Origin of the sequence: Shewanella mytili, from assembly GCF_046765975.1 — a bacterium.
In the GTDB taxonomy this organism is placed as follows: domain Bacteria; phylum Pseudomonadota; class Gammaproteobacteria; order Enterobacterales; family Shewanellaceae; genus Shewanella; species Shewanella mytili.
In genome coordinates this window covers 72,494-85,012 of sequence record NZ_JBKOUD010000003.1, presented here as the reverse complement: position 1 = coordinate 85,012, position 12,519 = coordinate 72,494, and the positions used below count along the sequence as shown (strand labels likewise).

At 44.4% G+C, this 12,519-nt stretch carries 12 protein-coding genes and 3 tRNA genes; 9 read left to right on the top strand and 6 right to left on the bottom strand.

Features of this window, described 5'->3' with window-relative positions; genetic code table 11:
- Positions 1–157: 157 nt before the first annotated feature.
- The gene (locus ACIDEJ_RS04705) at positions 158–1,039 is read right to left on the bottom strand and encodes a DUF2989 domain-containing protein (RefSeq protein WP_411986940.1); all 882 of its coding nucleotides are present in this window, start codon (positions 1,037–1,039) and stop codon (positions 158–160) included.
- A 196-nt stretch (positions 1,040–1,235) separates the two neighbouring features.
- Here ACIDEJ_RS04705 and ACIDEJ_RS04700 point away from each other — a divergent pair, with 196 nt between their 5' ends.
- The 4 genes from ACIDEJ_RS04700 to ACIDEJ_RS04685 all read left to right on the top strand — a co-directional run bounded on the left by ACIDEJ_RS04700 (position 1,236) and on the right by ACIDEJ_RS04685 (position 3,160).
- Positions 1,236–2,678 carry a glyceraldehyde-3-phosphate dehydrogenase gene (locus ACIDEJ_RS04700; protein WP_411986939.1) on the top strand — a complete coding sequence of 481 codons (1,443 nt, stop codon included), beginning with the start codon at positions 1,236–1,238 and terminating at the stop codon, positions 2,676–2,678.
- A gap of 198 nt (positions 2,679–2,876) precedes the next feature.
- Positions 2,877–2,952 (top strand) — tRNA-Gly (locus tag ACIDEJ_RS04695).
- A 36-nt stretch (positions 2,953–2,988) separates the two neighbouring features.
- Positions 2,989–3,062: transfer RNA gene (locus ACIDEJ_RS04690), tRNA-Cys, on the top strand.
- Positions 3,063–3,073: 11 nt separating this feature from the next.
- Positions 3,074–3,160 (top strand) — tRNA-Leu (locus ACIDEJ_RS04685).
- A gap of 119 nt (positions 3,161–3,279) precedes the next feature.
- On the opposite strand, the gene ACIDEJ_RS04680 is transcribed toward ACIDEJ_RS04685, so the two are convergent.
- From ACIDEJ_RS04680 to ACIDEJ_RS04670, 3 genes are read right to left on the bottom strand one after another with little or no spacing between them, the layout of a single operon-like run.
- Positions 3,280–3,729, bottom strand: coding sequence for a site-specific integrase (locus tag ACIDEJ_RS04680; RefSeq protein WP_411986938.1), 450 nt, complete (start codon positions 3,727–3,729; stop codon positions 3,280–3,282).
- Between the two features lie 4 nt (positions 3,730–3,733).
- The gene (locus ACIDEJ_RS04675) at positions 3,734–3,961 is read right to left on the bottom strand and encodes a hypothetical protein (RefSeq protein ID WP_411986937.1); all 228 of its coding nucleotides are present in this window, start codon (positions 3,959–3,961) and stop codon (positions 3,734–3,736) included.
- A 9-nt stretch (positions 3,962–3,970) separates the two neighbouring features.
- Complete coding sequence (locus ACIDEJ_RS04670) at positions 3,971–4,297, bottom strand: hypothetical protein (protein ID WP_411986936.1); 327 nt, start codon at positions 4,295–4,297, stop codon at positions 3,971–3,973.
- A 241-nt stretch (positions 4,298–4,538) separates the two neighbouring features.
- Between ACIDEJ_RS04670 and ACIDEJ_RS04665 the strand changes: the two genes are divergently transcribed.
- Positions 4,539–5,936 carry a hypothetical protein gene (locus ACIDEJ_RS04665; protein ID WP_411986935.1) on the top strand — a complete coding sequence of 466 codons (1,398 nt, stop codon included), beginning with the start codon at positions 4,539–4,541 and terminating at the stop codon, positions 5,934–5,936.
- A 7-nt stretch (positions 5,937–5,943) separates the two neighbouring features.
- Here ACIDEJ_RS04665 and ACIDEJ_RS04660 read toward each other — a convergent pair whose 3' ends face one another.
- Positions 5,944–6,843, bottom strand: coding sequence for a DNA adenine methylase (locus ACIDEJ_RS04660; RefSeq protein WP_411986934.1), 900 nt, complete (start codon positions 6,841–6,843; stop codon positions 5,944–5,946).
- A 261-nt stretch (positions 6,844–7,104) separates the two neighbouring features.
- The gene (locus ACIDEJ_RS04655) at positions 7,105–7,797 is read right to left on the bottom strand and encodes a S24 family peptidase (protein WP_411986933.1); all 693 of its coding nucleotides are present in this window, start codon (positions 7,795–7,797) and stop codon (positions 7,105–7,107) included.
- A 108-nt stretch (positions 7,798–7,905) separates the two neighbouring features.
- On the opposite strand from ACIDEJ_RS04655, the gene ACIDEJ_RS04650 reads away from it, so the two are divergent.
- The 4 genes from ACIDEJ_RS04650 to ACIDEJ_RS04635 all read left to right on the top strand — a co-directional run bounded on the left by ACIDEJ_RS04650 (position 7,906) and on the right by ACIDEJ_RS04635 (position 12,367).
- Positions 7,906–8,100: a Cro/CI family transcriptional regulator gene (locus ACIDEJ_RS04650; RefSeq protein WP_411986932.1), complete on the top strand. Its 195-nt coding sequence runs from the start codon at positions 7,906–7,908 to the stop codon at positions 8,098–8,100.
- Positions 8,101–8,419: 319 nt separating this feature from the next.
- Positions 8,420–8,980 (top strand): sugar O-acetyltransferase, encoded by a 561-nt coding sequence (locus tag ACIDEJ_RS04645; RefSeq protein WP_411986931.1) that lies wholly within the window; start codon positions 8,420–8,422, stop codon positions 8,978–8,980.
- Between the two features lie 638 nt (positions 8,981–9,618).
- Complete coding sequence (locus ACIDEJ_RS04640) at positions 9,619–11,172, top strand: methyl-accepting chemotaxis protein (protein ID WP_411986930.1); 1,554 nt, start codon at positions 9,619–9,621, stop codon at positions 11,170–11,172.
- Positions 11,173–11,677: 505 nt separating this feature from the next.
- Positions 11,678–12,367: an SDR family oxidoreductase gene (locus ACIDEJ_RS04635; protein WP_411986929.1), complete on the top strand. Its 690-nt coding sequence runs from the start codon at positions 11,678–11,680 to the stop codon at positions 12,365–12,367.
- Positions 12,368–12,519: the final 152 nt, after the last annotated feature.

Below are 12,519 nucleotides of genomic sequence, written 5' to 3'. Positions count from 1 at the left end.
CAAAAAAGCCCTGATTAGCGCTTAAAATCGCCATATTTGATTATCGAGTTAAAAAACTGAAAAATAATTATGTTGATCACACTAAGCTGGCAGGTAAATTGCGTGTTGCTTAAGTAATAGCAGTTCTCGACAAAAAAGGGACGAAATTTTGGTGACGTTATGATGACGGCTCGGTAGCACTGCAAGGTTTAGCATGGTTACGGTTAGTTATCGCACCGGCCAATGTGGTGGGCCATTGGCTTTGGGCATAGTGACCACTTTTGATGGCCATGGCCAACGCTTTTGCTTGCTGCTCCAGGCCAACGCGTTGTTGCGGGTTGGCTACCAGCGCATTGAGTTGTGCTTCATTGGCGGTGTTATTGCTTAACAGGATATTGGTTTGGGCCAGTAAATAACTTTGCTGTGGCAATCCCAGTAACTGGTAGGCTTCACTGGCACCCAATAGCCAGTCACTGTTGAATTGAGCCTTATCGGCATGTTTAATGGCATCAAGGTATAACGATAACGCCTTGGCGTTGTCCCGTTTTAAATAATATCCCCCCAATCCTGCAAGAATTTCCGGCGTACGAATTTGCTGTTGCCGCTCTGCCGTTAACAGGGTGTCAAGAGCGGCTTCATCGCCCAAACGGCTCCAATGATAAAAGGCCAGAATGGGCTCGGTGCTGTGTTTGGTTTGCTCCTGCAATTGTTGCAGTGCCTGGGTACTTAAAATATAGGCTCTGGCCCTGTCGTTACTGCGTTCCGGGTGTTCGATATGCTTGACACCCGAGCCTAACTGCACGCAGTCATTGTAATGCTCTGTTGCCAGCAACAGGCCATAGAGCTGCTTGCCGGAAGGCGAGGGGGTTTGCTGCAGTTGAAAGCGCGTTTTGATTAACTGCGTTCGCTGGGCACGACACCAACCATCTTTATGTAAATCGACACAAATTTCAGGATTATTCTTACAGATTTCAGCCGTGGAGAGGCTTCTTTCACAGCCAGATAGGGGGATTATGAAAGAAAATGATGTAATTATTACGACTTTTCCCTTTGAAAGCATCATTAATCCTTGGAAAATATAATAAAATTACAAGTCAGATAAAAATTCCGGACTGGCCTGTTAATCAAGATTTCTTTAAAATAGCGCCGACCAAGCACAATGGCATTGGCGTCATTGTTTCGATTATTGGTCGTTTCTATTCGTTACTCAATCATTTCCTGTCATTTTTGGTGATTGGGACCTAAAGGATCTGTAGATGAGCGCTGATAAATACCTGCAAAGTTGGCAAGAACGTTTTGAGTTGGCTGAGGCCATGCAGCCGATGTTGGGTAAACTGTACCGTAATCAAGGCGTTGAAGTAGTGGTATACGGTAAACCACTGTTAAACGCTTCCACAATCGATATCATTAAAGCCCATCGTTTGGTAAGACGGCATGTTGATGAAAAACTGCGTTTGCGCGAAAGCTTTCCTTTCCTGGAAGCCCTGAGCAAACTGCCGGTAAGACAATGCAAAGTGGATATCGGTAAGTTGGCCGTTAAATATTGGGCCACTCATACTGGCACTGAAGCCATTGAAAGCTATATGAAAACTGAACTGGCAGAAGCCATTGCTTGCCAGGATGAAGTAGAACCCCGCAACGTGGTGCTCTATGGTTTTGGCCGTATCGGCCGTTTGTTGGCCCGTTTGCTTATTGAACGCACCGGCCAGAGCAACAAACTGCGCCTGCGTGCCATTGTTTTGCGTGGCGGCCGTCCGGGCGATCTGGAAAAACGTGCCAGCCTGTTACGCCGTGATTCCGTACACGGGCCATTCAACGGCTCCGTGGAAGTGGATGAAGAAAACAACGCCATTATTGCCAACGGCACATACATCCAGGTGATTTACGCCAGCTCTCCTGATGAAGTGGATTACACCAAATACGGCATTGATAACGCGCTGGTAGTGGACAACACCGGGATCTGGAAAGATGAAGCCGGTTTGGGGCAACACCTCAAATGTCCAGGGGCCGCCAAAGTGCTGCTGACCGCGCCAGCCAAAGGTGCCATTAAAAACATCGTGTATGGTGTAAACGACAGTGACATCCTGACAGAAGACACCATCGTCTCTGCTGCCAGCTGCACCACCAACGCCATTACACCGGTACTGAAAGCCATCAACGACAAGTATCATATCGTCAACGGCCATGTGGAAACCATTCACTCCTATACCAACGATCAGAACCTGATTGATAACTATCATAAAGCGGACCGTCGTGGTCGCAGTGCCCCGCTGAACATGGTTATCACCGAAACCGGCGCCGCCAAAGCCGTAGCCAAAGCCTTGCCGGTACTGTCTGGCAAACTGACCGGTAACGCCATTCGCGTACCTACACCTAACGTATCCATGGCCATTTTGAGCCTGAATCTGGAAACTGAAACCAGTAAAGAAGACATGAACGATTACCTGAAAGGTGTGGCGTTAAATTCTGCACTGCAAAATCAGGTGGATTTCACTGAATCCCGTGAAATTGTCTCCAGCGATCTGGTCGGTTCACGCTATGCTGGCGTGGTTGACTCTCAGGCAACCATTGCTGACGGTAACCGTGCCATTTTGTACGTATGGTATGACAACGAGTTTGGCTATAGCTGCCAGGTTGTGGGCGTTATGCGTAAAATGTTGGGGTTGGAATTTATCAGCCTGCCCACCATTGATGCTTAATTTCGCCGTTTGAAAACTCTGAAATCGTGGGGCAATGGCGCCACGATTTCAGCAAATGCGTTGGCAAATCAATCAATTGGATAAATAGCCAGCACTCAGTAATAAAATCGTAAATTGCAGATTGACTCAGCGGGATAAATCGGTAGAATGCCAATCCGCAGTCAGGGACTAAGCAACCAAACAGTCTTTGTAATGTGTGCGACATTAGCTCAGTTGGTAGAGCGATACCTTGCCAAGGTATAGGTCACCGGTTCGAACCCGGTATGTCGCTCCAATATCTTGCATCAGCACGGTATTGAAAGTAAGAAAAGGCGCGATGGCAGAGTGGCTATGCAGCGGATTGCAAATCCGTGGACCTCGGTTCGACTCCGGGTCGCGCCTCCATTTATCGATGAGCCCGAGTGGTGGAATCGGTAGACACAAGGGATTTAAAATCCCTCGCTGGTTACAGCGTGCCGGTTCAAGTCCGGCCTCGGGTACCACCTACTTATCGATAAAAATCAAGAGGTTAAGCATAAAAGCTCACCTCTTTTTTTATGCCTGCAATCCCCCAAAAGCTCATTTCAGAAGATTTTCAGAAGATGGTTTCAGAAGATGGAGCCTATTTTTTTGTATTATCGACTGCGTTTACCCGCTTAGTTTTCCTATCATATCTTGCCGTTTGTCCTGCTGACTTGTGGCCAGATATTGCTTGTTTCTCTTGCAGTGTGCCGTCGATATCCGAAATGCCTTTGGCTTTCAGATCGTGAAAGGTGAAATCTAACGGCAGGCCTGTGGCTTCGCGTGCTTTGCTGCGGTCAGAACGCCAACGGGTGTTGAAGCCGTCGCGGGTCCACTTGCTGCCGTGTGATTGGCTGAGCACAAAAGTTGATGCAATGCCGGGCTTGGTTAATGTCTTTGATAACGCAATGGCTGCCCGTAGGCGTGGCGACCACAGTTTGATTTGTTCGGCGCCTGTTTTGCTTTGGGCGATGAATATTCCTCGGTCCATTAACTGGCTAGTACGCATCGCCCTGATAATCTGCGGTGATGCGGTTATCAAACCAGTCAATCAATCAGCCAAAGTAGGGATAGTCATCACCTTCACTTGGTGTTAAGTTCACATAACGTGATGTTTGTGCGAGTATATTCCCAATAGTTCTAGCATTTTTAAAACTGGCGGGTTTGCCGTTCCATACACCTGAGGTAAAGGCATATTGCTCGCCCAGGTTGATGGTGGTTTGGCTCTCACAACATTGGTGCGGTTTACGGGCAGTGCGGGTGCGAGTTGATTGGCAGTCCATGTCGGCCTCCTACGCAATAGCGTTGCTAAACAGCGGTGTGATAGCGGCAGCATTGTGGTTGCTGCGCCAGATGGTCACTTGGTAGTTGCTGCTGTGTACCCGAAGGGCAAAGTGCTCACCAAGGTCGCCAGCGCAATCGATATACACCTTGTCGAATCGTTGGCTTGGGTGGTGTTGGTAGAGGTACTTTTCCAACTTTGCCACGCGTTGCTGTACTCGTGGGCAGTCCATTGGATTGCGGTGTTTGGTCATCAAGCAGGCAAACCGCAGTGACACTAACAAGCGGTGTTCGGCGCGTTCCTTCGCGGTGCTTGGGTTGGTGGTCAGAATTGGCATTGATTCATATACCCTGAGAACGAAATAATAAAAAAATGTTAAGATATCTTTACTTTGTTTTCAATGCTTGATGTAAAGTATGCTTAATGTGATTTGATAGATTACTGAAATATTCAATGTTTATAGGTGGTTATGCTTGACGGTTGATCTATAATCGACAGAGATTATGGGTACTAAAACTATTTATGCATCTGAATTCAGATGCTCTTTTATTAAAAGTTAAAACAGGGAAGAGCAGACTATGCGCTTTGCGGAAATCAAATCTTTTTCAATTGATGATCTTATGTTGGATGAAGGGAACTACAGATTTAGAAAGGCTAGTGACCAACAAGCTTGTATTGAAAAAATATACCGATCGAACCCTACATATTTTTCAAATTTGATGACCAGCTTAGCAGAAGAGGACTTAGGTGAACCTTTGTTGGTGTATTCAGCAGAACATGATGCTGTCGTTCTTGACGGTAACAGAAGGACCGCTGCACTAAAAGTCATACGTACACCAGAGCTAGCACCGACACCTGCACTTAAGAAAAAAGCAGAAGGGTTGCTAGCAAAAACTTTATTTGATTTTGACGCTATTCATGCACAAGTTTCTGATTCAAAGGATAAAATTTATCAAACTGTATATGAACGTCATGCATCAGGAAATGGTTCTCGTAGATTGAACTGGTCTGCTATCGCTGCGGCAAGATTCAGGTTCGATCAGAAAATAACAGATGATTCTGCTAGTTGGCATTCAACGGCATTAATATTCGCATTAGAATCTAAACATCCTGATATATCTGATTTTATTGACGGAAGAGAGTATTCGCATGAAGTCTTTACAAGGATTGTCAGGTCAGCGATTAGTAAGGGCATTATTTCGAAAGATATATTCATTGAAAAGCAAATGCGTTTGTCAAAACAGCATAAAAATTTAGTAGATGATGCATTAAATAAATCAAAAACTTTTCTAGAATCCATCAAAAATAAAGAACTTAGCTTATCTCGAGTTGGTGATTCTTATGCTGATGCAGACAAAATTAGTAGATATCTTGAAAAGTTTTCACTGCCAGATGTAAATAAACTTTCTGATAGTAATGGAAACAACGGAAAAACCGAAAGTAATTCGTCACGTAGTCAAAGTACTAATTCTAATAATGGTGGTAATTCTAACGACTTAAATGTCGATAACTCAAACAAAAATGAGTCCAGTAATAGCGGGAAAGTCAAAACTACATCATTGCCAAGAACTATAGTAGTATCAGAGCCATTCTTTACAGAATTAAAGAAGTTAAATTCTTCCAAGTTGGAGGAGTTTTATAATTCGTTGTGCAAAATTTCGCTAAAATCACACGGTTCTTTAATGTGTATTTGTGTTTGGACCTTTATAGAAATTTTATCAACTTTGCTCGGAAAAGAAGCAAATACATCTTTAGACGGGTTTTACAAATCAAAGATAAATGAATGGTATAACGATAAGGGTGTAAGAGCAGAACTCAAATCGGCGATCGACTATATTGCACAACAAGGTAATTTAATGAAGCATAGTTCTGTTATTCATAGTCCTGACTCAAGACATTTGGCGGTACACTTTAAGGCAGTGGAACCTTTGTTATTGAAAACAATTGAATCAATTTTACAAAAAGCAAATAAATGATTTCAATTTATATCGCAAACCTTTTTTCCCAATCTTTAGGATAAGGTCTCGTTGTCCTACTTAGGAATGGTGTACAAGGTAAATCTAAATTATTGTACACCATTATTTCTGTTGCTTTAGGTCGCTCCATACTCGTTGAGTATATGAGTGAAAATTCTTGGGTGTCATATTCTTTGTAAATGTCTTTAATCGGTTCACAGTTATCATAAGTGACGATCCAAGGTGAATCTATATTAAATATACTTTCAGCAATACCCCGGTGGTCATCAGCATTATAGAAATTCCGATACAACTGACTACCTTTATTAAAATATGGCGGGTCTAGATAAATCAGCGATTTACTACCAAAATCAGGTGCTAGGTCATTAATAAAATTCATCGCATCTAGATTTGTTAAGTTTATTCTTTTCTTATGTCTAGCTATTGTCCGTATTCTTCTTGATAAATCTTCTTTATTATACCTAGCGTCAATTTTATAATTTCCGTTCTGAGAACGTCCGCCTATGACTCCAGCTTTCAATATTCCGGAACGATTAGTTCTGTTTAGAAAGAACGTGGCAAATCCAATCTCAGTACGAGAATGTTGTTCTAAATTATTTAAAACTTCACGTTGTTTAACCCAGTTCTCAATTGTTACATCCTCGGAGTTAATAAGAGTGATTAAACTTTCCGAATCATTAACTACTGACCACCAAAATGCATAAATCACAGGGTCAAGGTCGTTTATGAAAATATGTCTTACATATTGATTGCTCAATAGATATAAGGCAGCACCTGCACCTCCGGCATATGGCTCTGCGTAAATGCCACCACTTATATCATTATGTCTCATCAGCCATGCTATCCAAGCACCTAGTCTCGCTTTCCCACCAGGGTATCTTAATGGAGTCTGAAAACTCGAAGACATATAATAGACCTTATTCAGATAGAATTTTAAATTTATATTATATCACTTTGTTTCTCAAATTACGAAACAAATAAACTTATATTTAAGATGATAACTGGTATTTAAACCAATAGGTGTGGCGCGTATATAAAATATTGAGATATTACGGTGCTAATTATATTAGGTAAGAGCCTGAAATTTGTTGTTCGACGTCTGTAATAATATAATTAAAATGTTGAAAAGCCATGTGAGGAATGTGGATTTTATTAGAGAAGTGTTTTATCACATAAGAACTGAATACCAAAACACACGTCCTATAACGGTGATCACTTTTGCTTGATCACCATTATAGCTTTCATCAGGATATTCGTCTTGGTTGTAACTGCGTAAGCGCAAACCGTTGCCGGGGAGGGTATACAGCAGTTTGACGCGCAACATGCCATCATGATTGATGGCATACATTTTTCCATCGACAATGGTTTTATTGGCAGTATCAATGCCCACCGTGCTGCCGTTCGGCAAAACGGGTTCCATGCTATTGCCAGAGACTTTTACGCAGGCTACTGCGCTGTATTCAACACCTTGGCTGCGCAGGGTAGACTTGGAAAAGCGTAGCTTGGGGCCGTGGTTTTCGACATCAGCGATGATGCCATTTCCAGCAGACAGCTTAACCTCTGTGTAGAAGGGCACTTCAACTTCATCTTTATCAAGTGGCGTGCTGTTATCCCAAGTTGCCATTTCACCTTGGAATGATGCGTCTGCAGATGGATTATTTTTATCCTCAACGCCATAAAGCAAAAATGATGATGATGTGCTCAATGCTTTGCAAAGCTTGTGCATGTTCTCGCCCGCAGGCGAAGTAATACCGTTCTCCCATTGGGATACAGTTGCTTTGGTTACTCCAACACGTTTACCTAAAGCTTCTTGTGACAGCTTCAGTTCTTTACGTCTGGTTTTGATTCGTTCATTCATCATAGTTTAGCAATCTTAACTTTCATCTAGTCAATTGTCCTTTACTTTTATGTCGACTGAAAAGTAAAGAGATCTTAATATTGACTTTACTTATGGCAAAGGAGGCTTCTGATGAAAACGTCGATGGCTATTACTCATTTCAAAACTGCTACAGCGTTAGCCAAGGCGTTGGGCATTTCAAAATCTTCTGTATCGCAATGGGGCAAACACGTCCCACCACTCAGAGCGTATCAGCTCGAACGCATCACTAATGGCCAGTTAACCGCTGACGACTCACAAAACGACGGTGAGCAGCAAGCCGCATAAATCTGAAAGGGAGTTTAGGGAACCTGCGATTAAGTCAGTACGCGGAGGTTTAAATCCACCGAAGTTTCTTCCTCTACTTTTTTCGTACAGATTTTCCCGTTTTTGTCCAAAAATCAGCTGTACGGTAGGCTATACCGATCAGTTCAGCCACTACAGCTTTAGTTCAACCGATTTAGGAAATAAAGCCTTGAGTTAATTTAATGTTATCAATAAAAATATTTTTATATGATGTCAAGATAGATATTATTTTAAATTTAAAAATCAATTATTTGAATGTGATATAATATATATGATTTTTATTAAGCAAGGAATGTTTAAGGTGAATAATACACAAAAGATGTTAAGTGGCGAGATTTATAATGCATATGCAGAAGATTTAATTCTTTTGCGGAATAAAGCCAGACATCTTACAAAAGAATATAATGATTCAGAACCTGAAGAAACAGAAAAAAGAAAAAACATTTTAAAGAAACTGTTTGGTAAAATCGGTGAAAATTTTGAAATAGAACCTCCATTCCATTGTGATTATGGTACGCATATGGAAATAGGCGAAAATTTCTATGCCAATTTTAATTTTTTGGTATTAGATGATGGAATGGTAAAAATAGGTGATGATGTACTGATTGCGCCTGATGTAAAAATACTGACAGCAACCCATCTGGTGAACCCTAAATTAAGGCCTAAAAATGCCGACTATACCAAGCCTGTTACCATCGGCAATAACGTATGGATTGGGGCGGGCGTGATTGTAAATCCTGGCGTGACGATTGGTGACAATAGCGTGATTGGCTCAGGCAGTGTGGTAACAAAAGACATTCCCGCCAATGTGGTCGCGGTTGGCAATCCTTGCCGGGTGTTAAAATCCATTAGTGAAGAATGACAAATAGGGCTTACCGGCACTCATCCGCTTTACCGCATGATTTACAGCCTATTATTGGTGATGTCTTGTAATGGATACGTGATTTTTCGCAACATTACTTTTTATTGCGGCATGAATAAGGTGCTGGTTTAATTTGGCTTAAAATGAAAACGTTTTTCTGCCCATAATGCCGCTTTTATATATTTAGCCATGCTGGGTAGCCAACGCGCCCAGTGCTGGCCCACAGGGCTGCCATGGCAGCCCTGTGGGCCAGTTGGGGGCACTTGTATTCTCATATCCATCTTTGGCAGCATATCCGCTGGGCTCATGCTCATTTTTACGAGTGCATGATAAGCCGACATAGCGTGCTTCCCTGTTTAACCAACCCTATCAATATGATTTTCAATGCAAAAAACTAAAAGGTTGTTTTTTGCACTACCAAACAGTTAAAAACCCTACATTAGATATGGTTTATGTAATACTCTAGTCACATTCTTTATTGGTATTGCGACAACCGTCATTATTATGATTCGTGGCAATATGTTTGTTTTCAACCTCATAGGTTAGTAAAAGTCAGCTAATATTTACTCTGTAATGCCTAGGTAACCGTCAATTGAGAGCTCTCTGGCATCGCGCTAGAGCTCAAGGAACTAATAACGATGCGAAAAAACTTACCTGTCACCGACAATGAACGTACTTTCAGTGAATCCCAAAAATTAATCTCCGTGACGGATGTTAATGGGGTCATTACCGATTGTAATGAAGCTTTTATTGAAATCAGTGGCTATTCTCGCGAAGAACTGGTGGGGCAGCCGCACAATCTGGTACGTCATCCGGATATGCCATCTGCGGCTTTTCGTCATATGTGGCAGTGCCTTAAACAAGGCCAACCCTGGATGGGATTGGTGAAAAACCGCTGTAAAAACGGTGATTTCTATTGGGTGAATGCTTACATTACGCCCATGACAGAAAACGGAAAAGTGATTGGTTTTCAGTCTGTAAGAACCAAACCCAGGGCACAGGATGTTGCCCGTTGCCAGTCCTTGTATCCACGGCTCAACCAGGGTAAAGGGCTTAGCAAGCCATCCCGATTAGCGGCGGAGAACATTTTTTTAATTGTGGCAATTGTTGCCAGCCTCTTGTTGTATGGGCTGGGTTTTAGCCGTATTTCAGAAATTTTGTTGATGCTGTCGTTTATCGTGTATGGGGTTTTGGTGAATGTGGCTAAACAGAAAATTCATCAGGAGTTGTTACCGCTCCTCAAGGGCGAGTTTTGTGATCCCCTTGCGGTGCAAAGCTATACCGAGCGCCGGGATACATTAGGTGCCATTCAGGTGTCCATTTTGAGCTTGCGGGCCCATTTGAATACGGTGCTGACCCGTATTGATCATGCTGCCACCGTGATTGTGGATGAAACGCAGGCCTCCGTGCAGCTTACCGCGGATTCCAACCAGATGCTGGAACAGCAGCACAAAAAAACCGAGCAGGTGGCAATGGCCATGGAGCAGATGACCATTGCCATTACTGAAATTGCCCAGCACGTAACCGATACCACCGACAGGGTACGCACGTCCACCGAGCTTGCCGGCAGGGCCAAAAATGTAGGTGACAAAACCAGTGAGGCCATGGAAGAGTTGCGTACGTCTGTGGATCATATTTCCAGCTCTGTGACCAGCGTGTCAGAACAAACCGATAAAATTACCTCCGTGGCTCAAATGATTGAACAGATTGCCGAGCAAACCAACCTGCTGGCGCTTAATGCCGCCATTGAGGCTGCCAGAGCCGGAGAGCAGGGACGGGGATTTGCGGTAGTGGCCGATGAAGTGCGCTCCCTTGCCTGTAGGACACAAGAATCGACAAAAGAGATCCATAACATCATCAAAGAGCTGGCTGACAGAGCCGGGCTGGCGGTAACCGTGGCAGAGCAGGGACAACGTAAAGCCGAAGCCGGGTTGGCTCGAGTCAATGACAGTGCGCTGTTACTGGGCGATATCGCCTCCGAACTGGACAGCATCTCCCATATGGCCATCCAGATGTCAGCAGCGGTGGAAGAGCAGGCCCATGTGTCTGAAGACATCAATCAACAGGTGAATGATATTTCCACCATGGCCAGCAGTAGCCAGGAGTTTGCGGCGTCTGCATCATCGCGCATTCAACATTTGAAAACGATAGCCGGTAATTTGCTGGAAGTGGTGCAGCGCTTTGCCCGCTAACGGATGGTTTTACCTGATGCGATAAAGCGCATTGTCACCTGGCAAAAAGAGCAGATGGATGCGGTTATCCCAAAAGCACTATGTTCGCCAAGGGCCGGATTACCGCTAGGGCATTTGAAAGTGCCATCGAACGCTGTCCTTCCATCCGTAATGGGTATTGGGTGAGCAGCCCCCTATGGCATGACGTGCTTTGCAAGGCGTATCCCCGGATGCGGGGCAGCTGTCACGGATTTATGCTGCCATGATGGGGTATTTTCCCTTATTGGGTGCACAGTTAAGCCAGTACCGGGCATGAATCACGCACTTTACGCAGCCATGGGCATTGCCGCTTGCATCTGAGAGAGTGATTGACCGGCATGGACAGCTGCAACACAATGTTTAAACGGGTCGCCGAGGCAAGATTGCCAACGATGGCATATGCAGGAGCGGCCACCCCAAACGGCTTACAATATTCATCAAGGACAACTCAGTGACAGCAGCTAGGCTGCGCTGTTCAGGAGAAGACATGCCTCAACTGTTTATCACCGGTGCCAATCGTGGCCTGGGCCTTGCCCTAACGGAACTGTACCTGGCTGCCGGCTGGAATGTGGTGGCCTGTTGCCGCAACCCTGCAGAGGCCGATGATTTACTCTATTTGATTAGCGACAACCCCGGTCTTGAGGTGTATCAGCTGGATGTGACGGATTATGAACAGTTGGCCGCGCTGGCCGCCGAGTTAAGGGATCGCCCCATTGATTTGTTGATTAACAATGCAGGATATTACGGCCCCAATGCGGTATTGCTTGGGGATATTCCGCAAGATGAATGGCGCAAGGTCTTGGAAATAAACGCCATTGCACCCATCAAGGTGGCTGAGGCTTTCTTGCCCCAGTTGCGTAAAGCCAAAGGCATCATTGCCAATATCAGCTCAAAAATGGGGAGCATTGATGACAATCAAAGCGGTGGTGGTTATCTTTACCGCTCCTCGAAAGCGGCGCTTAATGCGGCGAGTAAAAGTTTGGCGCTGGATTTGGCGGGCGAGGGCATTAAAGCGGTGGTTATCCATCCGGGTTGGGTACGTACCGACATGGGCGGCCCTCACGGATTGATTGATGCGGCCACCTCGGCAACGGGGATCAAAGCGCTGTTAGCACAGCTGACTGCGGCAGATAGCGGTCACTTTTTTGATTATCAGGGCAGGGAACTGCCCTGGTAGTCATTGGCGACCCACCAGAAAATGATGGGAAAATACTGAGGTGAGAGCTCACATTCAGCTTTTTGTCAGCCGATTTTTGCCGGAGATTTCTTTGGATGCATGCCGGCAAGCATCAACGTGTTTTAAACATAAAACCCTGTAATCTCATGTGC

Excerpts from the sequence above, each read along its gene's own strand:
- ACIDEJ_RS04705 (WP_411986940.1), bottom strand. The coding sequence starts at position 1,039 with ATGCTTTCAAAGGGAAAAGTCGTAATAATTACATCATTTTCTTTCATA.
- ACIDEJ_RS04700 (WP_411986939.1), top strand. The coding sequence starts at position 1,236 with ATGAGCGCTGATAAATACCTGCAAAGTTGGCAAGAACGTTTTGAGTTG.
- ACIDEJ_RS04675 (WP_411986937.1), bottom strand. The coding sequence starts at position 3,961 with ATGGACTGCCAATCAACTCGCACCCGCACTGCCCGTAAACCGCACCAA.
- ACIDEJ_RS04670 (WP_411986936.1), bottom strand. The coding sequence starts at position 4,297 with ATGCCAATTCTGACCACCAACCCAAGCACCGCGAAGGAACGCGCCGAA.
- ACIDEJ_RS04665 (WP_411986935.1), top strand. The coding sequence starts at position 4,539 with ATGCGCTTTGCGGAAATCAAATCTTTTTCAATTGATGATCTTATGTTG.
- ACIDEJ_RS04660 (WP_411986934.1), bottom strand. The coding sequence starts at position 6,843 with ATGTCTTCGAGTTTTCAGACTCCATTAAGATACCCTGGTGGGAAAGCG.
- ACIDEJ_RS04655 (WP_411986933.1), bottom strand. The coding sequence starts at position 7,797 with ATGATGAATGAACGAATCAAAACCAGACGTAAAGAACTGAAGCTGTCA.
- ACIDEJ_RS04650 (WP_411986932.1), top strand. The coding sequence starts at position 7,906 with ATGAAAACGTCGATGGCTATTACTCATTTCAAAACTGCTACAGCGTTA.
- ACIDEJ_RS04640 (WP_411986930.1), top strand. The coding sequence starts at position 9,619 with ATGCGAAAAAACTTACCTGTCACCGACAATGAACGTACTTTCAGTGAA.
- ACIDEJ_RS04635 (WP_411986929.1), top strand. The coding sequence starts at position 11,678 with ATGCCTCAACTGTTTATCACCGGTGCCAATCGTGGCCTGGGCCTTGCC.